We start from the raw sequence: 24,048 nt of genomic DNA on the forward strand, positions 1-24,048 counted from the left end.
AAATTATGGGAAAGACTACAAAATATATTCTGATTATTGCCGGAGTACTTGTTGTACTGCTTGTTATAGGCAAAATGTCCGGCTTTTTAGGCGGGCCGAAAAAAACACAGGTAGCCACCGAAAAGGCGGCTGAACGTACAATTACCGAATCTGTATCGGCAAGTGGCAAGGTAAAGCCGCATGTTGAGGTAAAAATAAGCGCCGAGGTATCAGGCGAGGTGGTTGACCTGCCGATAAAGGAAGGTGACGTGGTTAAAAAAGGCCAGTTGCTGTGCCGTATCCGGCCAGACATTCTGCAATCAGGCTATGAGCGTGCAGTGGCATCATACAACACCCAAAAGGCAAGCGTTGGCAACTCCGCGCAAATGCTTAAACAAGCCGAAGCGAACTTTAACAACCAGGCATCTATCTATAAACGTAATAAAGAGCTTTATGATAGCAAAGTAGTTACTGCTGCCGAGTTTGAAACCGCGAAAGCCAACTACGAAAGCGCCAAAGCTAATTTTGAAGCCGCTAAACAAAGCGTTATAGGTGCTAAATTCGGTTTAGATCAGTCGCAGGCTTCAGTAAAGGAAGCGCAGGATAACCTGGCCAAAACCTCTATATATTCTCCGGTTGATGGTGTAGTATCAAAATTATCTATTGAAAAAGGTGAGCGTGTGCTGGGTACTATACAGATGGCAGGTACGGATATCATGACCATATCTGACGTTAACGCGATGGATGTTAATGTTGATGTGAACGAGAACGACATTAACCGTGTAGCCGTTGGCAACGAATCGGATATTGAGGTGGATGCTTTTCTGGGTAAAAAATTCAAGGGTAAAGTGATCGAGATAGGCAGCTCGGCCAACGTGGTAGGTACCAATGCCGATCAGGTGACCAACTTTACAGTTAAGGTACGCATCAACCCCGAATCGTACAAAGCACTGATGAATGATAAATCAGGCAGCCCGTCACCTTTCCGCCCGGGACTGACCGCAACGGTTGAGATAAAAACCAGTAATGTAAAAAGCCTGTCGGTGCCTATACAGTCAGTAACCACACGTGCCGACGAAAAGAAAAATGCCGCCGCCCCTAAAAAGGATGACGATGATGAAGATAAAAAGCTGACCGAGCCTGTAAAGGAGTATGTATTTGTTTACAACGCGGGTAAGGTAAAACAGGTGCAGGTAAAAACAGGTATACAGGATGATGCCTATATACAAATATTATCAGGCCTTAAAGCCGGCGAGGAAGTGGTATCGGCACCGTACTCATCCATCTCAAAAACATTAAAGGATAATGAGGAGGTTGAGAAGGTAGATAAATCAAAACTCTTTGGTACCGAAGAGAAAAAATAGTTTTAATTTATGTTTATATGTAAAGGGCCTGCTTATGCAGGCCCTTTGTTGTTTTTAGTAACTTATTTTTATGATGAAACATCATCGTACAAGGCTTTTCACCACCGCGCAATCACACGGTTAAAATTTAACGCCCTCCCTTGAAAGAGAGGGCTGGGGTGAGGCTCCTTATCTCCAGGCTTTATACTGGTTGATCAAGCCATTGGTTGATGCATCATGCGTGGTAACGTCGTCTGCAGTGCGTAATTCAGGCAGTATCTTACCGGCAAGTTGTTTGCCCAGTTCAACGCCCCATTGGTCAAAGCTGTAAATATTCCAGATGATGCCTTGTACAAATATCTTATGCTCATACATGGCTATCAGTGCGCCTAAGGTATGCGGCGTTATTTTTTTAACTAATATAGAATTGGTTGGGCGGTTGCCTTCAAATACCTTGAATGGTGCCAATACCGCTATCTCGGCATCGCTCTTGCCTTGTGCCTTTAGTTCGGCTACCACCTCTTCTTCGGTCTTACCGTTCATCAAGGCTTCGGTTTGGGCAAAAAAGTTTGATAGGAGTAAAGTATGATGCTCGCCAACCGGGTTATGCGTTTGTGCCGGAGCTATAAAATCGCAGGGAATCAACTTAGTACCCTGGTGGATCAGTTGATAAAAAGCGTGCTGGCCGTTTGTGCCCGGCTCACCCCAGATAACCGGACCGGTTGAGTAATCAACCGGCTTGCCGTTGCGGTCAACATACTTGCCGTTGCTTTCCATGTCGCCTTGCTGAAAGTACGCTGCAAAACGGTGCATATATTGGTCATATGGTAAAATGGCTTCGGTTTCTGATTCAAAGAAGTTATTGTACCAAATGCCTAACAAGGCTAATATAACCGGTACGTTCTGTTCAAACTCAGTATTACGGAAATGGTTATCCATAGCATGTGCACCGCCAAGCAGCTCCTCAAAGTTATCAAAGCCAATGCTCAGGGAAATTGATAAGCCAATAGCGCTCCACAGCGAATAACGGCCGCCTACCCAATCCCAAAAACCGAACATGTTAGCGGTATCGATACCGAATTTGCCTACAGCATCGGCATTTGTTGATAGCGCCGCGAAATGTTTGGCAACATCAGCTTCAACCGCGCTGCTCTCTAAAAACCAACCGCGGGCAGTATGGGCGTTAGCCATGGTTTCCTGCGTGGTAAAGGTTTTTGAGGCGATCAGGAACAAGGTAGTTTCCGGATTAACCGTTTTCAATGTTTCGGCAATATGCGTACCGTCAACGTTTGATACAAAGTGCAGATTCAGATGGTTTTTATAAGCTTTTAACGCTTCGGTAACCATTACCGGCCCAAGGTCTGATCCGCCGATACCGATGTTCACCACATCAGTAATTGGTTTGCCGGTATAGCCTTTCCACTCCCCGCTGATTACCGCGTTGCTAAACTCCTTCATGTGCTGCAGCACTGCATTTACATCAGGCATTACATCTTTACCGCCGGCCAAAACAGGGGTGTTGCTGCGGTTACGCAGGGCAGTATGTAAAACCTCACGACCTTCGGTAGCGTTTATCTTTTCGCCGTTGAACATGGCCTCGATGGCATCCTTAACGCCGCATTCTTTTGCCAGTTGTATCAACAGGGCAATGGTTTCATCGTCAATACGGTTTTTGGAGTAATCAAGTAATATCTCCTCAAATTGAACAGAGAACTTACTGAAACGATCGGCATCACCGGCAAAAAGCTCACGCAGGCTTTTAGGGGCAATATCAATGTAATGATCAGTAAGGTACTTGAACGCGTTGGTTGTGGTAAAATCAGTTGAAGGCAGCATAATGATTTAAAGTTTTTTGACAAATTTAGCTTTTTGCCTTTCTTATAAAAGTTTTTAAAGTAAACAGCACGTCACGTTTTTAACAGCAAGGTGTTAGGTGTGCATTTTTAAACTGATATAAAACCCTTTTACCCGTAGCCGCGTTTACAAATTTTTATATTTGCCGTATGACCAAGGAACAGATACAGGATTTAAGGGATAGAACAGCTTCCCTGAGGAGGCATCTTTGACATTGATGCCAAGCTTGAAAAACTGAACGAAGAACAGGAAATTACCATAGGTCCGCATTTTTGGGATGCCCCCAAAGAGGCCGAAAAGGTACTGGCCTCCATCAAAGCCAAAAAAATATGGACCGACGCTTACCAGCGTGTAGCTTCCATAATTGATGATACGCAGGTATTGTATGAATTTCAACAGAGCGGGGATGCCACCGAGGCCGAAATGAAAGAACAGTTTGATACTGCCGTTACCGCTATTGAAGAGCTGGAATTTAAAAACATGCTCTCGGCCGAGGAGGATCAGTTGAATGCCGTACTGCAGATTACCGCCGGTGCCGGTGGTACCGAAAGCTGCGACTGGGCAAGCATGCTGATGCGCATGTACATTATGTGGGGCGAAAAAAATGGCTACAAGGTGAGCGAGCAGGATTCGCAGGAGGGTGACGTGGCTGGTATAAAAACCGTTACCCTGCAGTTTGAGGGTGATTTTGCTTACGGATATCTTAAAGGCGAAAATGGGGTGCACCGCCTGGTGCGCGTATCGCCGTTTGATGCCAATGCCAAGCGCCATACCTCATTTGCGTCTGTATACGTATATCCATTGGTTGATGATACCATTGAGATTGAAGTGAACCCTGCCGATATTGAGTTTGAAACCTTCCGCTCGGGTGGTGCCGGCGGGCAAAACGTTAACAAGGTTGAAACTGCCGTGCGTTTGTATCACAAACCATCGGGTATTGTTATTAAAAACCAGGAGTCGCGCTCGCAGTTGCAAAACAAGGAGAACGCCATCCGCCTGCTGAAATCACAGTTATATGAAATTGAGATGCGCAAGCGTATGGAAACTACCAATGCCATTGAGGGGAATAAAAAGAAGATTGAATGGGGATCGCAAATACGTAACTATGTATTGCACCCTTATAAGCTGGTGAAGGACTTGCGTACTGATCACGAAACATCAAATGCGCAAGCGGTGCTTGATGGCGACATTAATGACTTTTTGAAGGCCTACCTGATGGAATTTGGTGGTGATAAATAGAAGCCTTTTATGGCATCGATTTTGAATAAAATAAAGCCCTTAACAATAAATTAAGGGCTTTTTTAGTTTAATAAGTTTTGGCATTTATGAGGTGAATAAAGAATTAACATTCTTTTAAATAATAAATGCTTGATATTGTGAATTATACAGTTTAATTTTATCACCCCTAATTAACTGAGCATGACACGACAACGTTTTAAAAACGTACTACTTGTAGCCCCCGATAGTTGCCCCCGTCGTTTAGCAGCCGAATACGATTATGTTAAGCATATTGCCGAACCTGCCCGTATATTTCCGGTTATATTTGATATGAAGCCCGATCTGATCCTGTTTGATTATGAGTACATTAAAACTGATATTGAAAGGATAGTTCGCCGCCTGCGCATGAACGCTTTTTATAAAAAGACCAAAATTTGCTGTTACAAGCTAAAGCCCCATACTGAAACGGATGAACTGCTGAAAGCCATCGGCGTAAACAACTTTATTTACCCCGAAGACCTGCTGACAGACACTACCGAAAAGGTAAATATATTTACCGCCATACTGGATGCCTCGCTGATGCGGGTGCTGGCCAAAACGTCGTAAGGCTTTAACCCGACTCGTTATTTCATTTCGATCGATAACAGGAGTCTATTCGCGTTCACAACCGGGCGACAGATTTCTCCTCGTACCTTGTTCGAAATGGCAAGGCTTTTATTTGTAAGCCCTCCACTGAAAGGATTTAGAAGGAGCGGTCTACAGCGGCAACTCCTCCGTCTTCACAAACTTAACCTGGAAAAGCTTATCCCAGTTTTTGCCGGTAACAAATATGCGTTTACCCTTGGCATCGTAGGCAATGCCGTTAAGCACGTCGGCATTGGCGTTACGCTTGTCTTTGGGGTACAGGCTGCTCATGTCAATCTTTGCTAATACGGCGCCTGTTTTAGGGTCGATCACCAAAATGTCATCACTCGTATAAACGTTGGCGTATAACTTACCATCAATATACTCCAGCTCGTTTACCTGGTCTATCTGTTTTTCATTATCATAAACATTGATAGCCCCTATCTGGTGATAATCGTTCTTGTCTAAAAATAATATGCTGTTGCTGCCATCGGTATTGTATATCTTCTCGCCATCAAAACAAAGGCCCCAGCCTTCGGTACCGGCGGTGTAGCTAAAGGTTTTTAACAGTTTGAATGATTTTTTATCATATACATAGCCTATCTTCTCTTTATAGGTAAGCTGCACTATCTTATCGCCAACTATGGTGATGCCTTCTGCAAAAACTTTCGGATCAACCATGGCTTGTTGTACTACTTTGCCGGTGTTGAGGTCAACCCTGCGCAGGCTCGACTGGCCGGTTACATCCTCATTTGGTGGCGGGGTCAGATAACCGCCGTCGCTTTCAAATAAATAACCATCGTGGTATTCCAAACCTTCGGTATATGATGAGGTATCGTGCGGATAAACCTTTTCAACCTTAAAAGTATACATTTGCGGCGCTTTGGCAGCCAGCAATACAATGTTACTGGTAACCTCCTGGCTTTTGCCGCCTGTAAATACATTGGCGGTGATCACCTTATTACCCAGCGGCATGCCGTCGGTTTTAACTGTAACGGCAGTAGTATCCTTACGTGAGCCGATACGCAATGTATCCAGCATGTACACTACCGAGTCAACATTCATGCCATCGGGCAGGGTTATTTTAACAGAAAGTTCTTTGCCTGCGTTTATGCTGGTGCCTGCTTCCGGGCTAAGAGCAATATCGGCAGTTTTAGGTTTGTCGTCGCCGCAGCTTGCTACGGCCAGCAGTGCTGCTCCGGCTAAAAAAAGTTTAAGTTGTTTGTTCATAGTATCAATCAGCAGATGGCCAAAAGGCATCTTCAATATGTTTTAACGTATAATTTCCGCTTTTATTAAACAGTACCGAAATTATATCAAAACGCACATCGCCCTGGTGGTTTGTTATGTAAATGTATTCATCCGCAGCCTGTGCCATCAGGCGCTGCTTACGGTTGTCAACAAAATCCTCGGGCGCTCCAAAACCGGTTCCGGTACGGGTTTTAACCTCGGCAAATATAATCACCTTGTTTTTATAAGCGATCAGGTCAATCTCGGCCTTGCCATAGGTCCAGTTCTCATCCAGTATTTCATAACCCAAATTTTCCAGATAAGTTTTGGCCAATGTTTCGCCCCGGCGACCTAATTCGTTATGGATAGCCACTATTTTAGTATTACCGAACCCAGGTAGTCGGATATATGCTTTTCAACCTTTTTCATGCGCATGTACTGGTTAAGCAATATTTCTTGATCCTGCTCGCTTGGGGTGTTTTGCAATTCTTTGCGCAGGTTTTCCAATATCTGGGCCACCTTATGCTTTTTGAGGTGGAATATGGCACCCAATATGGTAGCCTTCATGTTCACCTGCTCATCGGGCACGGTTATTTTGTGCATTTCGTACCAGTTCTCGCTCAGGGTATAGCGTGTAGCCAGCATAGTTACGGTAAGGTCAACAATGTCCTTATCCTTATGGTGAATATAGTGCTGTTCATCAGGCAAAACGCCATTCTCAACCTCGCGGCGGTAATCCTCTACAAAGTCTTTACAACTGGTACTCTCAAAGGTAACATCACTCAGCTCAGCTATTATGAACGGGCCGATATAGGTATTGGCGATGCCGTCCCAATCAATCATGCGGTTGCCATATAACAGCAACAGGCGGATTATTTCACGCTCCTGGTTGTAAGCTTCCTCTCTTTTTTCGGTAGATGGTGCCGCGGCTGTACCGGGCTCATCAAAAAACAGGTCTTCAGGCGGCGCATCAGGGTGCTGCTGTGCACGCTGGTTTTGGTTGTATTGCTGCTGCGAATCCTTTTTGGATTTAGCCAGCCGCATTTTGTTCAGTTCAGATAGCAGCGCGCGCTCATCAATCTGCATAATGTGGCTGCACTCCTTAACAAATACCGATGCCTTGATAGAATCAGGTATTTTGGCGATGCTTTCCACAATTTCACGTATAACCCCGGCCTTACGGATAGGGTCATTTCCGGCTTCTTTTAGCAGAATGCCGGTTTTATAAAGTATAAAGTCTTTTTTATTTTGATCGATGTAGGTTTTAAAGGCGTTGGTACCCACACTGCGTACATACGAGTCGGGGTCGTGCCCGTCAGGGAAGAGTACTACCTTAACGTTGAGGCCTTCCTCTAAGATCATATCCAGCCCGCGCAGAGATGCCTTAATGCCCGCCGCGTCACCATCGTATAAAATGGTAACATTCTTGGTCAGCCTGCCTATCAGCCGTATCTGCTCAACGGTTAACGAGGTGCCCGACGAGGCCACTACATTTTCAATACCCGCCTGGTGTACAGATACCACATCGGCATAACCCTCCACCAAATAGCAGTCATCCGCATCGCGAATAGCTTTTTTGGCAAAATATAAACCATACAGTACGCTCGACTTATGATATATCTCTGATTCGGGCGAGTTTACATACTTGGGTACGCTTTTGTCGCTTTTTAGGGTACGGCCGCCAAAGGCGATCACCCGGCCGGTAAAGCTATGTATCGGAAACATCACCCGGCCGCGGTAACGGTCGTACATGCTGCCATTGTCGCGCTTTACAGACAGGCCGGTTTCTTCCAGAAATTGTGGTTGGTAACCCTCTTTTATTGCCTGCGAGGTAAAAGCCTCCCATTGGTCGGGCGAGTAACCCAGTTCAAACTTGCGGATGGTTTCGGGCGTAAAGCCGCGCTCCTTAAAGTAACTCAGGCCAATGCTTTGCCCTTCGTCGGTTTGCCACATACTGTCCTGAAAGAACTTGGCGGCAAAGCCGGATACGATCATCAAACTTTCGCGGTGGTTCTCCTCCTCGCGGTTTTCGGCACTTTCAACGGTTTCCTCAACCTCGATGCCGTACTTTTTGGCCAGCCATTTTAAAGCTTCGGGATAGGTGAATTTTTCCATCTCCATCAAAAAAGTAATGGCCGAGCCTCCCTTTGATGATGAAAAGTCTTTAAAAATACCTTTAGCTGGCGATACCGTGAATGATGGCGTGCGCTCGTTACTGAACGGCGACAGGCCGATGTAATTGGCCCCCCGCTTTTTTAATTGCACAAAATCACCTATCACCTCCACAATGTCGGTGGCTTCCATTATTCGGTCAACGGTAGCTTTGGTAATCATAGTAACGAGATGCAAAGGTAGGGCAATTGTGCCAATGCCTTTATTAATTGCAAACGTTAAATTACGAAATTTTTGATTGCGAGGGCTTTAAAAATGTAATGGCAATACCGCCAAGTACAATCAGGCTGCCGATGATCTCGGTAACGCCCAGCTTTTCGTGCAGCATTACGGCTGCCAGCAAGCCCGTAACTACCGTTTGGCTAAGCAGGGTGATGGATACCTTGGTGGGCGGCAAAAATTTGATGGCGTAGTTAATGGTGATCCACCCGGCAAGCTGGCAAATAAGGCCGGTAGCTAAAAAATACAACCATGTAGCCGTAGGGAAGCGTGTGAGGTTATAACCACCGCCCAAACCCAGCACCAACAAAAATATCATAGAGGCCAGCATATTGTAAAACATAAAAGTGAGTGTATTAACCCGCTGCAATACACCCTTGCTGGTAACAATATAAAGTGAATAAAAAAAGCTGGCCAATACGGCAAGCATCACACCTTGGTTAATGTGCAATTCAATAATATTGCGGTAGCCAACCAGTACCACCATGCCTGCAATAGCAATGATAGTACCTGCCCAAAATAGTTTGCCGGTTTGCTTACGCAGTATAAAAAAGCTGATGAGCCCCACCCAAACCGGGGCCAGGTTAGCCAGCAGGGTTGATACCGTAGCACTTATTTTTAATATTGAAATATTCCAGACGGCAATATCAGCGGCGAAGATGATGCCGCAGATGATGGTGATCAGCAAATCTTTCCGGCCAATTTTTAACAGACCCTTAAAAATGCAGTACGGCAGCAAAAATATCCAGGCCATAAATATGCGGTAAAAGGCGGCGGTAATGGCAGGCTCGGCAGCGAGCTTCACAAATATGGGCGAAAAGGAAATGAATATTATGCCTAATGCCAGGCTTGCCTTCGGGTTCATGAACGGATTATTAATAGTGAGCAAACTTAACCAATTAAGTATTGATTTATTAATCCAAAGTGCGGCACCCGTTAAACCTGTAAAAATGTATATGCAAGCAGGCAAATTGAAGTTGGCTTTACCTAAATAATTGTATTTTTGGCGCTCAATAATATAATTTATATGAGCCAGAGAATTAAAATTAAAGCCTTGTTGGAGAGCGATGAAACCAACATTGATGTAACCGTAAAGGGATGGGTGCGTACCTTCCGCAACAATCAGTTCATAGCTTTAAATGATGGTTCAACCAATAATAACGTACAGATAGTTGTTGATTTTGAGAATACTGATGCCGCATTGCTGAAGCGCATTACTACAGGTGCTGCTCTAAGCGTTACCGGTACCGTGGTGCCATCATTAGGTAAAGGCCAAAAGATAGACATTAAAGCAAAAGAGATAGAAATACTGGGCGACAGCGACCCGGAGAAATATCCGCTGCAGCCTAAAAAGCACAGTCTGGAGTTTTTGCGCGAGATAGCGCACCTGCGTTTCCGTACCAATACGTTTGGCGCGGTGTTCAGGGTGCGTAACAGCCTGTCGTTCGCGGTACACCAGTTTTTCCAGAAGCGTGGCTTTGTGTACCTGCATACGCCGGTAATTACCGCCTCTGATGCCGAAGGCGCGGGCGAAGCCTTCAAAGTAACTAACCTTGACCTGGATAACCTGCCACGTACCGATAGCGGCGAAATTGATTACAAGCAGGATTTTTTCGGAAAGGCCACTAACCTTACCGTATCAGGACAGTTAGAAGGTGAGCTGGGTGCTATGGCGCTGAGCGATATTTATACCTTCGGCCCAACCTTCCGTGCCGAAAACTCGAATACTACCCGCCACCTGGCCGAGTTTTGGATGATAGAGCCCGAAATGGCTTTTTATGATCTGGATGATAACATGGATCTGGCCGAGGCGCTGCTCAAGTACGTAATAAAATACGCGCTTGATAAAAACCGTGAGGATATTGAGTTTCTGAGCCAGCGTTTACAGGATGAGGACAAGCAAAAACCGCAGAACGAGCGCTCAGAAATGACATTGCTTGAAAAACTGGAGTTTTGCCTGGAGAACGATTTTGTACGCCTTACCTATACCGAGGCTATCGATATATTAAAAGATTCGACCCCGAACAAGAAAAAGAAATTCCAGTACCTGGTTGAAGGCTGGGGTACCGATCTGCAATCAGAGCATGAGCGTTACCTGGTTGAAAAGCATTTTAAAAAGCCGGTTATCCTGACGGATTACCCGAAGGAGATCAAAGCCTTTTACATGCGCCAGAACGAGCCTGATGCCAATGGCCGCGAAACAGTGCGCGCGATGGATATCCTTTTCCCGGGTATCGGCGAAATTGTAGGCGGTTCGCAGCGTGAGGAGCGTTTAGAAAAACTGGAACAACGTATGGACGAGATGGGCATCCCTAAAGAGGAACTTTGGTGGTACCTGGATACCCGTCGTTTCGGTGCCTGCCCGCATGCCGGTTTTGGTTTGGGCTTTGAGCGTTTGGTGCTGTTTGTTACCGGTATGGGTAACATTCGCGACGTGATACCTTTCCCGAGGTTCCCTAAGAATGCTGAGTTTTAATAACACAGATATACAAAGTAAAACGGCCTTTAGCGATAAGCTAAAGGCCGTTTTTTATACGCTGAACTTTATCCAGCCATTGCCTTCAAACCCGAATATGAACTGCTTAGGGTTGATGATCTCGGCCATGATCTCCAGCGAATCCACCAGCCTTGGGCCGGGGCGGTTAAAATATTGGTTGCCATCGGCAATATAAAGCCGATTGTTCTTGATGGCCTTTAAGTCAGCAAAGCCGGGCTGGTCAAGCAGCAGGTTGATCTCGCGCATGGTACGGTCAATGCCGAAACCGCAGGGCATCAGTACAATAATGTCAGGGTCGGCCAGGCGGATATCAACCCAATCTACATAAGGCGAATGTTTACCGGCCTCAGCCAATACAGGCGTTCCGCCGGCTATGCTCACCAGTTCGGGTATCCAGTTGCCTGATACCATCAATGGGTCAAGCCATTCAATACAAGCTACAGTTGGTTTGGCATCAATAAATTTCAGCTTATGGCGAATGATGTTGATGCGGTCGTCCAGGTCTTCAAACAGGGTATCGCCTGTAGCGGTAACATTCAATGCTGATGCTACGTTTTTAATATCGGCCAGCATCTCATTAATGCTGTTGGGTTGCAGAGATATTATTCTTGCAGGATGATCCAGGTAGTTTTCCAATGCCTGCTCTACTTCGGGCAGGGATACCGCACACACTTCACACTGTGCCTGTGTGATTATTATATCAGGCTGTAACTCTTTTATCACTTCCTTTTTTACGGTATATAATGATAGGGCGTCGTTCAGGATCTCCTTTACCTTATTGTCGATCTCGCCGCTGCTCAGCCCATCCGGAATGTTAGCTTCGGTACAAACAGGCAGGGCTTTTACGCTTTCCGGGTAATCGCACTCGTGCGAGCGGCCAACCAGGTTTTCTTCCAAACCTAAAGCACAGATGAGTTCGGTAGCTGATGGTAAAAGCGATATAATACGGGGTGATGATGACATGCAGAAAAAAATTAAAGTACAGCTAAGCGATGATTAGTTATCGCCTCATTTCGCTAAGTATGGCCCTCAGCAGTTCATTAGCGTGTTGCGAACCGATGATATACACCAGGCCATCACGGTCGGTAAGGTGTATGGCATCCTTGCCGCCGGCATAAAAGCGAATGGTGCCACGGGTATGCAGGTTGTATACCGGGTTATTGAACAGGTAGCGGCTATAGGTGCCTTTTTCGGCCTTTACAATGCTGTTTAAATCTATTTTTACCAGGCGTGTAGTCCACAAACCATCCAGCATAATGCTTTTGTTTTGCACCCGGGTACGAAAGTGCAGTAAAAAACCCATGATGATGGAAATGATGATGATAGCGAAACCAACCACAATAAGCAGGTCGCCGTTGCGGGCATTGCCCTCGGTAAACAGGTAAGCGGCAAAGCACGACATGGCCAGTACCAGCCTGATAGTTAACGGGATAAATTCCCTGCCCAGGTATTGCTTCTCTATATAAACCGGTTTGTCGCTCATGTTTATTTAAACAGTTCGAATATAGTAACTTTTTTAGTGTTGTGGCTCACCTTATATCGCTCGTCGGGCCGGTGGCCTGCAACCCACATAATATCGCCATTGCCATTTATCAATAACGGTATTTGCTGCTTTTTGTGCAGCGGTATTTTCAGGTTGATAAAAAAATCGCTCAGCTTTTTACGGGTTTTCATCCCCAGGGGATAAAAAAAATCGCTTTGCTGCCAGTGCCTGATGGTAAGCGGATAGATCAGCTTATCCGCATCAACAGATACCGCGAAAGGGTTATCCTTAACTATCAGCGGCGAATCATCATGCAAAATGGCTATACGTTGCCCATCAAAATGCACCTCATGGTCGCTTTCATTAATGATGACTGTTTCGGTTGATGCGGGGATGTTTTCAGCTAATATCAACTTGCCCCGGTCAATGGTTAGCCTGTATGTTGCGGAGGCGAACCACTTGCCCGTTTGCGCATCCAGCGAGGCGATCACATCATCAACCACCGGTTCGGTAAAGCCGTAAGGCTGCAGCAGTTTATACAGCAGTAGCTGTTGCGGTTGCAGGGCCTTAACTCCTTCAACGGCTAAATGTATTTCATCCTCGTGCTGAACAAACAGGTGCTTTTTTACTTCATCAACCTTTAATTCCAGCAACTCCTCCAATTGGCGAAAGTGGCGCAGGTTGTTATCAAAGGTATTTTCAAGGTTTGGGTTTAGCTCCCGTAGTTTGGGTACTACCTCATGCCTGATCTTGTTACGCGCGTATTTGGTTGATGCGTTCGAGCTATCCTCAACATAGGGTATATTTTGCGCCCTAACAATGGTTGCAATTTCATCACGGGTTAAAAATAGCAAGGGCCTTACCAGTACGCCGTTTTTGGGCAGTATGCCATGCAGTCCGGCTATGCCTGTACCGCGTGTTAGGTTTAACAATATTGTTTCGATAGTATCGTTCTTGTGGTGGCCAAGCGCAATGAGGTGGTAGTTATGCTGCTGCCTTACCTGCTCAAACCAGTTGTACCTCAGCTCCCTTGCCGCCATTTGTATGGATATTTTATGAGCATCGGCATACCTGGTGGTATCAAAATTGATGGTATGAAAAGGTACGCCAAGCTGTGTGGCCAGGTCGCGGCAAAATTGCTGGTCGGCATCGGCCTCGCTGCCGCGAAGGCCGAAGTTGCAATGTGCTATGCCAAAACTGTAACCCGCCGCGCTGAATAATCGCGAAAGCAAAACAGAATCAATACCCCCGCTAACAGCAAGTAATATGCTGTTTTGAGGTGTAAAAAGATTATTTTGCTCAATAAATTCGGTAAAGCGCTTAACAGGAAGCATACATCAAAATTATTAATTTAATAAGCCCCGCAAAAAACTAATTTTGCCAACGTGAATAAATGCCTTTTAAGTATACTCTTATTGCTGCTCGCAGGCGCGGCTTTTGGCCAGCAAAAAAAATCGCAGGTTAGGCTTACGCGGTCTGACAGGAGTGAGGGCATTAAGCGTAACGGTAAAGACATATTGAAGGTTTTTAACGGCACTTTTCAGCAGGACTTCTCTGTGCTGCAGTCAGACAGTGCCTACTTTTATCCGCAGGATAACGCCTTTGACGCTTTTGGCAATGTACACATTACCCAGGGCGATACGCTCAATATATATGGCGATAAACTGAATTATAACGGCAACACTAAAACGGCAATCCTCACCAACAACGTGCGGATGATAGATAAGGATGCCATCCTCACCACAGATTATCTTACTTATAATACCGCTACCCGTATAGGTACCTACACGGGCGGTGGCAAGCTGATAAATAAAGATAATACACTGACCAGTAAAAACGGCTATTACTTCGCGTTTTCGCGCGATGCTTATTTCAGATATGATGTAGTGCTTAATACTGTTGACGCGATAATCAAGACCGATACCATGCGCTACAACAGCGGTACACGTATTGCTTACTTTTACGGGCCTACCAATATTTACGGCAGGGCTAAGGAGAAGGATACCTTGTATACAGAGTATGGCACATACAATACGGTTAACGAGCAGGCATTTTTTACAAAGAACAATTTGTACAAGCAGGGCACCAAATCATTAAAAGGCGATACCTTGTTTTACGATCGATTGCTGGGGCTGGGGCGTGCTATTAAACGCATTACTTTTAACGACAGGGAGCAGAAAATTACCATGAAGGGCGACCTTGGGATTTTTAATCGTAAAGAGGAGCGTACCCTGGTTACTGAAAATGCTTACATTATACTGGTTACCGAAGAAAAGGATACCACCAGGACAGACACCACTAAAAAGCTCGACAAGATAAAAACAGATAGCCTGGCCAAGGTAACACCCAAAAAGGCAGCCAGGCTATTAGATATTAAAGCCCCACCGCTTACGGTGAAAAAGCCGGCCGGCAAACCCGCGGGGAAATCGAAAGCGCCTGTAACTACCTCAACATCCACCATTATTACTAATAGCAAGGGTGAGCGCATCAAGGTCGACTCGGTATACATGAGTGCCGATACGCTGGAAACGCAGATGTTTATCTACAAAAATTTAAAATCCCTGCAGGAAAAACGACGGCTGGCCAACGTGCGTGATACCGCCGCGCGGCCCGCCGCGGGCCCGGCAAAACCAAAGCCTATTGTTTACAAAACATCGCCTAAGGTGCTTACGCTCGATCCGCCTAAAATGCGGTTTGACACCGGCTACCGTAACCCGCTGTTATTCGGCAAGCCTAAGCCACAGCCGCTGCGTAAAGACACTGCCCAAAAAAGTAGCAATACAAAAAAGGACAGTACCCTTAAAACTGATAGTACAGCCAAAGCTAAGGCAGACACTGCTGCCAAACTGGGCAACATACCGGGCAAGGTTGATTCGGTTTACATGACCACTAAAGTCAAACTGAGTGATACCAGCCGTGTGCGGGTAATATTCGCTTACCACGATGCCAAGATCTATAAATCTGATTTACAGGCCAAGGCCGATTCCATGTTTTATAGCTATGCCGACTCTACCATACGCTGCTTTATAAAACCGCTTATGTGGACCCAGGGCTCGCAGCTATCGGGTGATACCATTAACCTGCAGATGAAGAATAAGAAGTTGGACAATATGGACATCTTTTATAACTCATTTGTGGTAAATGTAGATAAGGATGACTCAACCCACTTTAACCAGGTAGGCGGTAAAAAAATGCGCGGCTTTTTTAAGGATAATAAGCTGAACGTAATGTTTGTTGACGGCAATGCCGAAAGCATTTACTTTGACCGCGACAGTACCACCAAAACGGTTACAGGCATGGGCAGATCGCTCAGCAGCCGTATGCGCATCAGGTTTGCCGCCAATAAGCCGCTTAAAATGGCCTTTTTATCTAAGCCTGATATACGCTACGGGCCGCTGGGAAAGTTTACCGAGGACGATCGCATACTAAAAGGCTTTATATGGAAACCAAAGGAGCGCCCGGTATCAAAAGAAGCCGTAATTTATTCTGCACGACGCAAGGCCGCTAACCGTGCCGCTGCGCGTGCCGAGGCGGCCGCCAAAAAACCTGCCTCGGGCAAACCGGGGGCTAAACCTGTAGTAGGGGCCAAAGGTCAGTTACCAGGCAGTTCGCAAAAACCGGCCGTAATGCAAAAAGTTAACGCTGCGGATAGTACCGCCACAGATTCGGCAGGAATTGTTGCGCCAGTTAACCTAAAAGACGTTAACCGTAACCGTATTACCGATGGTACATTGAACACCGCCCCGGTGATAATGCCTGCCGTTGTGCCACAAAAGGATACGGCAACCGTTAAGCGCCCGCCCGCAAATCAGCCTACCCGTAAAGACAGTACTTTTCAGTAAATCAACATTTAACAGGAATGTAACTGAAAAATAATTTTTAAATGAATGAATATTCATTTATTTTTACTGTATGAAAAAATAATTAATGCGTAGCAGGGATATTGAAAAGCAATTGCTTGTAAAACAAAAAGCGATCGGGTTGATGGTACAAGTAGGTTTTGAAGGCTTCAGCATGAACAAGCTGGCCAAAGCCTGCGGCATATCAGTTGGTACTTTATACATCTATTATAAGGATAAGGATGACCTTATCATACAAATAGCCGAGGAAGAGGCCAGGCGTATGAGTAGTATGATGCTGGAGAATTTTGACCCTGAAGCAGGTTTTGCCGAAGGATTGAAACAGCAGTGGAAAAACCGCTCAAAGCACATGATGGAAAACCAGCAAACCGCGCATTTTTTTGAGCAATTGCGCAGTTCAACTTATCAGAGCGTAATATACGAGAGCTTTTTTGAGGAGTTCAAAGTTAAAATGGGCCGCTTTATGAAGAATGCCATTAAGCGCGGCGAAATTCACCCGATGCCGCTTGAGGTGTATTGGTCGGTTGCATTTGCGCCATTGTATAACCTGGTGCGTTTTCATAACGAGGGGCGTAGCATTGGCGGCGCATCTTTCGTACTTACCCAGGATATGATATGGCAAACTTTTGACCTGGTATTAAAAGCGCTGAAAAAATGATGGATTAAAAAATCTTTTTATGGATGGATCGTCAATAAACCCTGCCGGGGTACTGGTTTTTAAAACAAACATCAGTACCCAACATGATAAGGACAACATTAGCCCCCTGCTTGATGCTGATAACAGCATAAGCGATTGGCATGTTGACCTTGACGATTGCGATAAGGTGTTGCGTGTAGTAACCTGCCGCCTTTGCGCAATGGATGTTATTGAACTGGTAAACCGTAAAGGTTACCTGTGTATTGAACTTTTTTAACTGATAACAAATGAAACCTGATACAACGGCGGTACCGTTTACTGCCTATCAAAAATTACTTATAGCACTGTTGGCATTGCTGCAATTTACCGTAGTGCTTGATTTTATGGTACTCTCGCCGCTTGGCGATATACTGATGAAATCACTTGACATGACCCCTTCGGGCTTTGGCATGGTGGTATCGTCCTACGCGTTCAGCGCGGGTGCTTCCGGTTTGCTTGCCGCGGGCTTTGCCGATAAATTTGACCGTAAAAAGCTGCTGATCTTTTTTTACACCGGTTTTATTGTGGGCACCCTATGCTGCGGCCTGGCCAATAGTTTCTGGATGCTGCTTGGTGCCCGCATATTTACCGGCTTGTTTGGCGGGGTTATAGGCGCCATATCATTAGCAGTAGTTACTGATGTTTTTGAGATAAATCAGCGTGGCCGTGTAATGGGCGTGGTGCAAATGGGTTTTGCCGCCAGCCAGGTGCTGGGCATACCTGTAGGCTTGTATTTTGCTAACAAATGGGGCTGGCACGCGCCGTTCATCATGATTGTGCTGCTGGCAATAGTTATTGGCCTGCTGGTGTTATTGCGTATGCAGCCGGTTACCAAACACATTGGTTTGCAAAATGATGAAAACCCGTTTGTGCACCTGTGGCATTCGCTGGCCAACAAAAAATATCAAACCGGTTTTTTGGCAACGGCCTTCCTGTCAATAGGTGGTTTTATGATGATGCCTTTCGGCAGTGCCTATCTTATTAATAACATAGGCATATCACAACATCAGTTACCTACGGTATTTTTATTCAGCGGCCTGGCATCCATCATCATTATGCCGATGATAGGTAAGCTTAGCGATAAGTATGATAAGTTCAAGCTATTCGCGGCAGGTTCTGCACTGGCCATTATCATGATACTGATCTATACCCAATTGCCGCCTATACCGTTGTGGGAGGTGGTGGTGATCAACATGATCATGTTCATAGGCATTATGGGCCGTATCATCCCTTCAACAGCGCTTACCACGGCCATACCTGAGATGCGTGACCGCGGCGCTTTCATGAGCGTAAATTCATCGCTACAGCAAATGGCGGGTGGTATTGCCGCCTTATGCGCGGGCTTAATAGTAACCCAGCCACATAAGCACGGGCCTTTACAGCACTATGATATTTTGGGTTACGTGGTTTGCACGGCCATTGTGTTATGCCTGTACATGGTATACCGGGTAAGCATCATGGTAAAAAATAAACCTGCCGCGCCATCGGCAGTTCAACAAACAGATAGCCTTAACGAGGCATTATCATAATTACAACAGGGCAGCTATCAGGCTGCCCTGCTTGTTTGCCGCCTACGCTGCTGCGTAATAAAAAGCGTACAGGCTAAAAACAAATACAATTTAAAAAGTATTTGATAGGTATAGATACGAAACATGGCAGAAGCGGGAAACAAACCGACAGGTAAAACAGATCAAGAACTTTCATTTGCACACAAGGTATGGATAGTGGTGGGCATACTCGCCCTGTCAGTTTGCTTGATATTGATATTACGGGTAGCCTTTAATGTATTGCTGATGGTTTTCGCCGGGTCGCTGATAGCGGTGTTCTTTCATGGCTTTGCCGATATGATTCAGCGCCGCACCAAATGGAAGCGCGCGCCATGCGTAGTTATCTCAGTAGTGGGTACTTTTTTGTTGCTGGGTACTTTGTTTTGGTTTATGGGCAATACTATACAGCACCAGGTAGCCGCACTTAGCGATGAATTTCCGAAGGTGGTAAAATCAGCACAGGCCAAATTACAACAAACCACCTGGGGCGCTAAAATAGTTGAAAAGGCATCAAGCTATGATTCATCTAAGTTAATGACCACCGCGCAAAGTTTTTTCAGCACCAGCTTTGGTGTGCTTGGCGATCTGTATATTATCCTTTTCCTGGGTATATTTTTTACTTCGGCACCATCACTGTATAAAAACGGCATTATCAAATTAGTGCCCCCATCGGCCAAAGAGCAAGCCCATGTGGTGATGGACAGGTTGAGCTTTGTATTAAAAGGTTGGATGAAGGGAATGCTGCTGGCCATGTGCCTTATTGCCGTATTAACCGTGAGCGGCTTAACCGTTATGGGCATACCTATGGCATTAACCCTGGCCCTGTTAGCCGGTTTGCTTAACTTTATACCCAACTTTGGCCCGCTGATGGCTATGATACCGGCCGTGCTTTTAGGTTTTATAGATAGCACCAATACGGCCATCATTATTGCCATTATGTATATACTGATACAAACGCTGGAGAGCAACATCATTACCCCGATGGTGCAAAAAAAGATGATCGATCTGCCACCCGCCTTAACCATTATCAGCCAGGTGCTGATGGGTACCCTTTCGGGCGTGCTGGGTATATTGTTAGCTACGCCTATACTGGCTGTAGTAATTGTACTGGTTGATGAACTGTATGTAAAAAGGCAGCAAGAAGATACAAAGATCGAGCTTGAGTAAGCCCGATCTTCGCTGTATTACAATACGTGTTGTGCCAGTATGCGCTGCAGATCATAAACATTAACCTGCTTGTTGAATTTTTTGGTTAGGCTGGGTTGTATCTCGCCTGATATCCAGATGCGTAGTTCGGCATCAAGGTCAAAATGCCCGGAAGTTTGTACACTGAACCTTGATATGCTTTTATAGGCGATAGAAAGGTATTCAACTTTGCTGCCGGTTATGCCCTGCTTATCCACCAAAATAAGGCGTTTGTTGGTAAAGATGAATACATCGCGAATCAGTTTAAAGCCAATTTCAATATTTTCGCCATCGGTTAATAAATTAGCGTATTCTTTGTTTAGTTCGTCGGGGTTGGCCACACCGGCATTGCCCAACAGGCTCGAGAAAAGTCCCATTTTTTTTGTTTTATGTGATCGTGTTTAATGGCTCCAAAATAAAAAATGCCTCCATGATAATGAAGGCATTTTAATAATATTATGATATTGATTATTAGCTTTTAACACGCTCAACGTAAGCGCCGGTAGCGGTATCAACCTTAACCTTATCGCCAATATTGATAAACAGGGGTACACGTATCTCGGCTCCGGTTTCAACAGTAGCGCTTTTAAGGGCGTTGGTTGAGGTATCGCCTTTAACGGCAGGCTCGGTATAAGTAATTTCAAGTTCGGCTGATGATGGTAACTGCGCCATAATGGGCTCTTCGCTTTCAAAGGCCACAATAACGTTAACGCCTTCTTTCAAAAAACGCACAGCGTTGCCAAACAATGCTTTAGGAATGTTAAACTGCTCGTACGATGTGTTGTCCATCACAACCAGCGCATCGCCATCCTCGTACAGGTACTGGTAATCATTGGTTTCAACACGGGCAATGGTAACCTCCTCATCGGTACGGAAACGGTATTCAACCAGTTTGCCGGTTTTAACATTGCGCATACGTGCCTGGTAAAAAGCGCGTAAGTTGCCCGGTGTGCGGTGTAAAAATTCTTCAACCTGCAATAACTCACCGTTAAAGCGTAATATATTGCCGTTTTTTACTTCAGATGCCTTAGACATAAAAAAATATTATTTGAGGCGCAAACTTAGGGAGTTATCAGCAACTTTGCAAGTTTACAGGGTGGTTCATGGTTAATAGTTGATAGTTCATGGTAATCATATAGCAAAATTCAAGTAGCTGACTATGAACCATGAACCATAGCCCATGATCTACTTATAATCCACAATACTCAGTTGCTGTTTGCAAAAGCTGTACTCATGCTGCTGGTTGGAGCAGATGATGGTAAGGCGGCCGGCCGCGAAGCGTTCTACAAGACTGAGGTACCAGTCAACCCCCTGAGTGTCGAGGTTTGAGGTAGGTTCATCAAGCATCAGCATCGGCGTGTCCGAACAAAAGGCAAGCGCCAGCTTTAGCCGCTGTTTCATGCCTGATGAAAAGTATTTTACCAGTTTGTTTTTGCTGCTTTGCATGTTAAGCAGGGCTATCAGCTCATTTTTATCAATACCGGGTATGTATGGCTTAAATTTAAAGTGAAAATCAATCACTTCGGCAAGGGTAAACTCTTCAATAAGTTCGAGGTATGGTGCCGCCAAACTAAGGTGCCTGTATACATTTTCAACCTCAAAACCGGTATTGTTGTAATTAAAAGCAATAGTACCTTTTGATGGCGACAAGCTACCGTTAACTACCTGTAGCAAGGTTGATTTGCCCGAACCATTAGGCCCCAGCACAGCGTAACTTTCGCCGGAAGTAAAGGTATAATTCACCCCCTTGAAAATCCAATCGCGGTTAAAGCGTCGTCCTATATCGGTGAGGGTGATGGTCATGGTCTGAACCGGAATTTGTGGAATTAGAGAATTTACAGAATTGGTCTGAACCGAAATTTACGGAATTAAATAATTTACAGAATTTAAAAATGATGCAATGAAATTCTGCCCATTCTTAAATTCTATAAATTCAGGTTCAGAAAACTATATCCCAAACCCTTTCATGATACCGCGTTGAGAATTCTGCACAAAGTTGATGATCTCGTCTCGCTCAACGGTTGGGTTGAATTCAGCCTCGATAATATCGAGCGCTTTGGTAACATTGTATTTTTTCAGGAAGATAATGCGATAGATCTCCTGGATCTCGTTGATGCTTTCGGCAGAGAAACCACGTCTGCGTAAGCCTACTGAGTTGATGCCGATGTATGATAATGGCTCACGGCCTGCCTTGGTGTACGGTGGCACATCCTTACGTACCAGTGATCCGCCTGAGATCATGCTGTGCGCGCCAATCTCTACAAACTGGTGCACGGCTGAGGTGCCGCCGATGAAGGCATGATCGTACACGTTAATATGCCCGGCCAATTGTACCGAATTGGCTATAATAACGTTATTGCCCACCACGCAATCATGCGCTACGTGCACATAGGCCATAAGCAAACAGTTGCTGCCAATAGTGGTGGTGTTTTTATCAAGCGCGGTACCGCGGTTAAGGGTAACGCATTCGCGGATAACGGTATTATCGCCAATAGTAACGGTGCTTGGTTCGCCCTTGTATTTCAAGTCCTGCGGTGGGGCAGATACTACAGCCCCCGGAAATATACGGCAGTTTTTGCCTATACGGGCACCATCCATAATTACGCTGTTTGAGCCTACCCAGGTACCCTCACCAATTTCAACATCCTTATGTATAGTTACAAACGGTTCAATCACCACGTTGTCGGCAATGCGCGCCTGCGGGTGTATATATGCCAAAGGCTGTATCATGTATTATTCTTTATTTTTTGTTTTTACTATCTGGGCCATTAGCTCGGCCTCAACCACAACGCGATCGCCAACCAGGCCAACACCCTTCATTTGGGCTATGCCACGGCGTATAGGCGCAATCAGGTCGCACCTGAATATAACGGTGTCACCCGGTGTTACCTTATCTTTAAAGCGGGCGTTTTCTATTTTCAGGAAAAGGGTGATGTAGTTCTCCGGGTCAGGCACAGTATTCAGCACCAGTATGCCGCCTGTTTGTGCCATGGCCTCAATTTGCAGCACACCCGGAAATAATGGCGCGCCCGGAAAATGGCCCATAAACAGATCCTCGTTCATGGTAACATTTTTTAAACCTACCACGTGGGTTTTGGTAAGCTCTAAAATTTTGTCGACCATTAAAAATGGCTGGCGGTGTGGCAGTATGTTCATGATCTGTACGGTATCATAAACCGGCTTCATGTTAGGATCATACACCTTCAGGTGTTTTTTGCTGCGTTCCTTTTTTATAAGCGCCTTTATTTTTTTACCAAAGGCGATGTTTGCCGCGTGCCCAGGCCTTGCAGCCATAATATGACCCCTCAGCGGAACGCCTACAAGGGCAAGATCGCCGATCATATCCAGCAGTTTGTGCCTTGCAGGCTCATTTTGATGGCGCAGTTCAATATTGTTCAGGATGCCTTGCGGCGCAACCTTGATATCCTTACGGTTAAATAATTTGGCTAAGTGGGCAAGTTCCTCATTGTCAACCTGTTTGTCAACCACCACAATGGCGTTGTTCAAATCTCCGCCTTTTATAAGGTTATGTTTTAAAAGCATCTCCAGCTCATGCAAAAAGCAAAAGGTACGGCATGATGCTATTTCCTTAGTAAACTCGCCGATGGTTGATATACTGGCGTGTTGGCTGCCCAGCACATCCGAGTTATAATCAACCATGCAGGTAAAGCGGTAATCATCAAGCGGCATGGCCACCATCTCCACTTTACGGTCAGCCTCGGTATAGTGTATGTTATGTGTTATATGGTAATATTCGCGGTCGGCATCCTGTTCAATAAAGCCACCGCCGGTTAATGCGTTAACAAACTCAATGGCGCTGCCATCCATAATAGGTGTTTCCGGGCCGTCCAGGTCAATCAATACATTATCAATCTCTAAACCAACCAGTGCTGCCAGTACGTGTTCAACGGTACTAACGCTCGCGCCGTTTTGCGATATGGTGGTTCCGCGCGAAGTGTCGGTCACGTTGTCCACATCGGCATCAATTACCGGTTGCCCTTCAACATCCACACGGCGAAACTTGTAGCCGTGGTTTTCGGGGGCTGGGTTAAAGGTCATGGTAACCTTTTCGCCGGTGTGCAAACCGGTGCCTGAAACGGATACAGGCGATTTAATAGTTCGTTGTTTTACGTTCATATAGTTAACATTAACTGCATTCAT

General features: G+C 45.6%; 22 protein-coding genes. 9 read left to right on the plus strand and 13 right to left on the minus strand.

Annotated elements, in window-relative coordinates; all coding sequences use genetic code 11:
• The first annotated feature begins 5 nt into the window (after positions 1 to 5).
• On the plus strand, positions 6 to 1,343 hold the full coding sequence (locus tag LJ707_RS19405) for an efflux RND transporter periplasmic adaptor subunit (RefSeq protein WP_228954239.1): 1,338 nt from the start codon (positions 6 to 8) through the stop codon (positions 1,341 to 1,343).
• A gap of 168 nt (positions 1,344 to 1,511) precedes the next feature.
• Here LJ707_RS19405 and pgi read toward each other — a convergent pair whose 3' ends face one another.
• Complete coding sequence (gene pgi / locus LJ707_RS19410; protein ID WP_228954241.1) at positions 1,512 to 3,158, minus strand: glucose-6-phosphate isomerase; 1,647 nt, start codon at positions 3,156 to 3,158, stop codon at positions 1,512 to 1,514.
• A gap of 167 nt (positions 3,159 to 3,325) precedes the next feature.
• Between pgi and prfB the strand changes: the two genes are divergently transcribed.
• Together prfB and LJ707_RS19420 are read left to right on the plus strand one after the other, a co-directional pair.
• Positions 3,326 to 4,415 (plus strand): peptide chain release factor 2 gene (prfB, locus tag LJ707_RS19415; RefSeq protein ID WP_228954243.1). Its coding sequence is split into 2 segments (ribosomal slippage): positions 3,326 to 3,385 and positions 3,387 to 4,415, totalling 1,089 coding nucleotides; the frame shifts between segments, so codons are not numbered across the junction.
• 180 nt (positions 4,416 to 4,595) lie between these two features.
• Entirely contained in the window at positions 4,596 to 5,000 is a 405-nt protein-coding gene (locus LJ707_RS19420; RefSeq protein WP_228954245.1) for a hypothetical protein, read from the plus strand.
• A gap of 150 nt (positions 5,001 to 5,150) precedes the next feature.
• Here the strand turns inward: LJ707_RS19420 and LJ707_RS19425 are convergent, their stop codons facing one another.
• The 4 genes from LJ707_RS19425 to LJ707_RS19440 all read right to left on the minus strand — a co-directional run bounded on the left by LJ707_RS19425 (position 5,151) and on the right by LJ707_RS19440 (position 9,504).
• Entirely contained in the window at positions 5,151 to 6,248 is a 1,098-nt protein-coding gene (locus tag LJ707_RS19425; RefSeq protein WP_228954247.1) for a glutaminyl-peptide cyclotransferase, read from the minus strand.
• A gap of 4 nt (positions 6,249 to 6,252) precedes the next feature.
• Positions 6,253 to 6,621: a YraN family protein gene (locus tag LJ707_RS19430; protein ID WP_228954249.1), complete on the minus strand. Its 369-nt coding sequence runs from the start codon at positions 6,619 to 6,621 to the stop codon at positions 6,253 to 6,255.
• Positions 6,621 to 8,582, minus strand: coding sequence for a DNA primase (gene dnaG, locus LJ707_RS19435; RefSeq protein ID WP_228954252.1), 1,962 nt, complete (start codon positions 8,580 to 8,582; stop codon positions 6,621 to 6,623). The genes LJ707_RS19430 and dnaG overlap by 1 nt, the downstream gene beginning before the upstream one ends.
• Positions 8,583 to 8,643: 61 nt before the next feature.
• A complete protein-coding gene (locus LJ707_RS19440) occupies positions 8,644 to 9,504 on the minus strand; it encodes a DMT family transporter (protein WP_228954254.1) in 861 nt (286 codons plus the stop codon).
• Between the two features lie 162 nt (positions 9,505 to 9,666).
• On the opposite strand from LJ707_RS19440, the gene asnS reads away from it, so the two are divergent.
• Positions 9,667 to 11,115, plus strand: coding sequence for an asparagine--tRNA ligase (gene asnS / locus LJ707_RS19445; protein WP_228954256.1), 1,449 nt, complete (start codon positions 9,667 to 9,669; stop codon positions 11,113 to 11,115).
• 54 nt (positions 11,116 to 11,169) lie between these two features.
• Here the strand turns inward: asnS and LJ707_RS19450 are convergent, their stop codons facing one another.
• Genes LJ707_RS19450 through tilS form a run of 3 tightly spaced genes read right to left on the minus strand, consistent with a single transcriptional unit; the run spans position 11,170 to position 13,953 of the window.
• Positions 11,170 to 12,099 carry a cobalamin-binding protein gene (locus LJ707_RS19450; RefSeq protein WP_228954258.1) on the minus strand — a complete coding sequence of 310 codons (930 nt, stop codon included), beginning with the start codon at positions 12,097 to 12,099 and terminating at the stop codon, positions 11,170 to 11,172.
• 37 nt (positions 12,100 to 12,136) lie between these two features.
• Positions 12,137 to 12,619 carry a hypothetical protein gene (locus LJ707_RS19455; protein WP_228954260.1) on the minus strand — a complete coding sequence of 161 codons (483 nt, stop codon included), beginning with the start codon at positions 12,617 to 12,619 and terminating at the stop codon, positions 12,137 to 12,139.
• A 2-nt stretch (positions 12,620 to 12,621) separates the two neighbouring features.
• On the minus strand, positions 12,622 to 13,953 hold the full coding sequence (gene tilS / locus LJ707_RS19460; protein WP_228954262.1) for a tRNA lysidine(34) synthetase TilS: 1,332 nt from the start codon (positions 13,951 to 13,953) through the stop codon (positions 12,622 to 12,624).
• 51 nt (positions 13,954 to 14,004) lie between these two features.
• Here tilS and LJ707_RS19465 point away from each other — a divergent pair, with 51 nt between their 5' ends.
• The 5 genes from LJ707_RS19465 (at position 14,005) to LJ707_RS19485 (ending at position 19,869) form a co-directional block, all read left to right on the plus strand.
• The gene (locus tag LJ707_RS19465; protein WP_228954264.1) at positions 14,005 to 16,461 is read left to right on the plus strand and encodes an OstA-like protein; all 2,457 of its coding nucleotides are present in this window, start codon (positions 14,005 to 14,007) and stop codon (positions 16,459 to 16,461) included.
• 85 nt (positions 16,462 to 16,546) lie between these two features.
• Complete coding sequence (locus LJ707_RS19470) at positions 16,547 to 17,137, plus strand: TetR/AcrR family transcriptional regulator (RefSeq protein ID WP_228954266.1); 591 nt, start codon at positions 16,547 to 16,549, stop codon at positions 17,135 to 17,137.
• 19 nt (positions 17,138 to 17,156) lie between these two features.
• Complete coding sequence (locus LJ707_RS19475) at positions 17,157 to 17,393, plus strand: hypothetical protein (RefSeq protein WP_228954268.1); 237 nt, start codon at positions 17,157 to 17,159, stop codon at positions 17,391 to 17,393.
• Between the two features lie 10 nt (positions 17,394 to 17,403).
• Positions 17,404 to 18,684: an MFS transporter gene (locus LJ707_RS19480; RefSeq protein ID WP_228954270.1), complete on the plus strand. Its 1,281-nt coding sequence runs from the start codon at positions 17,404 to 17,406 to the stop codon at positions 18,682 to 18,684.
• A 123-nt stretch (positions 18,685 to 18,807) separates the two neighbouring features.
• The gene (locus LJ707_RS19485; RefSeq protein ID WP_228954272.1) at positions 18,808 to 19,869 is read left to right on the plus strand and encodes an AI-2E family transporter; all 1,062 of its coding nucleotides are present in this window, start codon (positions 18,808 to 18,810) and stop codon (positions 19,867 to 19,869) included.
• A 17-nt stretch (positions 19,870 to 19,886) separates the two neighbouring features.
• Here LJ707_RS19485 and LJ707_RS19490 read toward each other — a convergent pair whose 3' ends face one another.
• From LJ707_RS19490 to LJ707_RS19510, 5 genes are all read right to left on the minus strand, one after another.
• Entirely contained in the window at positions 19,887 to 20,264 is a 378-nt protein-coding gene (locus LJ707_RS19490) for a PH domain-containing protein (RefSeq protein ID WP_194102545.1), read from the minus strand.
• Between the two features lie 94 nt (positions 20,265 to 20,358).
• On the minus strand, positions 20,359 to 20,922 hold the full coding sequence (efp, locus tag LJ707_RS19495) for an elongation factor P (protein ID WP_228954274.1): 564 nt from the start codon (positions 20,920 to 20,922) through the stop codon (positions 20,359 to 20,361).
• A gap of 150 nt (positions 20,923 to 21,072) precedes the next feature.
• Entirely contained in the window at positions 21,073 to 21,690 is a 618-nt protein-coding gene (locus LJ707_RS19500; RefSeq protein WP_228954277.1) for an ABC transporter ATP-binding protein, read from the minus strand.
• A 144-nt stretch (positions 21,691 to 21,834) separates the two neighbouring features.
• Positions 21,835 to 22,617, minus strand: a complete 783-nt coding sequence (gene lpxA, locus LJ707_RS19505; protein ID WP_228954280.1) for an acyl-ACP--UDP-N-acetylglucosamine O-acyltransferase — start codon at positions 22,615 to 22,617, stop codon at positions 21,835 to 21,837.
• A gap of 3 nt (positions 22,618 to 22,620) precedes the next feature.
• Positions 22,621 to 24,024, minus strand: coding sequence for a bifunctional UDP-3-O-[3-hydroxymyristoyl] N-acetylglucosamine deacetylase/3-hydroxyacyl-ACP dehydratase (locus tag LJ707_RS19510; protein ID WP_228954342.1), 1,404 nt, complete (start codon positions 24,022 to 24,024; stop codon positions 22,621 to 22,623).
• Between the last annotated feature and the right edge of the window lie 24 nt (positions 24,025 to 24,048).

Origin of the sequence: Mucilaginibacter sp. UR6-1, from assembly GCF_020880975.1 — a bacterium.
Classification (GTDB): Bacteria; Bacteroidota; Bacteroidia; order Sphingobacteriales; family Sphingobacteriaceae; genus Mucilaginibacter.

Coding starts and splice junctions, on each gene's coding strand:
- LJ707_RS19405 (WP_228954239.1), top strand. CDS start 6: ATGGGAAAGACTACAAAATATATTCTGATTATTGCCGGAGTACTTGTT.
- pgi (WP_228954241.1), bottom strand. CDS start 3,158: ATGCTGCCTTCAACTGATTTTACCACAACCAACGCGTTCAAGTACCTT.
- LJ707_RS19420 (WP_228954245.1), top strand. CDS start 4,596: ATGACACGACAACGTTTTAAAAACGTACTACTTGTAGCCCCCGATAGT.
- LJ707_RS19425 (WP_228954247.1), bottom strand. CDS start 6,248: ATGAACAAACAACTTAAACTTTTTTTAGCCGGAGCAGCACTGCTGGCC.
- dnaG (WP_228954252.1), bottom strand. CDS start 8,582: ATGATTACCAAAGCTACCGTTGACCGAATAATGGAAGCCACCGACATT.
- LJ707_RS19440 (WP_228954254.1), bottom strand. CDS start 9,504: ATGAACCCGAAGGCAAGCCTGGCATTAGGCATAATATTCATTTCCTTT.
- asnS (WP_228954256.1), top strand. CDS start 9,667: ATGAGCCAGAGAATTAAAATTAAAGCCTTGTTGGAGAGCGATGAAACC.
- LJ707_RS19450 (WP_228954258.1), bottom strand. CDS start 12,099: ATGTCATCATCACCCCGTATTATATCGCTTTTACCATCAGCTACCGAA.
- LJ707_RS19455 (WP_228954260.1), bottom strand. CDS start 12,619: ATGAGCGACAAACCGGTTTATATAGAGAAGCAATACCTGGGCAGGGAA.
- tilS (WP_228954262.1), bottom strand. CDS start 13,953: ATGCTTCCTGTTAAGCGCTTTACCGAATTTATTGAGCAAAATAATCTT.
- LJ707_RS19470 (WP_228954266.1), top strand. CDS start 16,547: ATGCGTAGCAGGGATATTGAAAAGCAATTGCTTGTAAAACAAAAAGCG.
- LJ707_RS19475 (WP_228954268.1), top strand. CDS start 17,157: ATGGATGGATCGTCAATAAACCCTGCCGGGGTACTGGTTTTTAAAACA.
- LJ707_RS19480 (WP_228954270.1), top strand. CDS start 17,404: ATGAAACCTGATACAACGGCGGTACCGTTTACTGCCTATCAAAAATTA.
- LJ707_RS19485 (WP_228954272.1), top strand. CDS start 18,808: ATGGCAGAAGCGGGAAACAAACCGACAGGTAAAACAGATCAAGAACTT.
- LJ707_RS19490 (WP_194102545.1), bottom strand. CDS start 20,264: ATGGGACTTTTCTCGAGCCTGTTGGGCAATGCCGGTGTGGCCAACCCC.
- efp (WP_228954274.1), bottom strand. CDS start 20,922: ATGTCTAAGGCATCTGAAGTAAAAAACGGCAATATATTACGCTTTAAC.
- LJ707_RS19500 (WP_228954277.1), bottom strand. CDS start 21,690: ATGACCATCACCCTCACCGATATAGGACGACGCTTTAACCGCGATTGG.
- lpxA (WP_228954280.1), bottom strand. CDS start 22,617: ATGATACAGCCTTTGGCATATATACACCCGCAGGCGCGCATTGCCGAC.
- LJ707_RS19510 (WP_228954342.1), bottom strand. CDS start 24,024: ATGAACGTAAAACAACGAACTATTAAATCGCCTGTATCCGTTTCAGGC.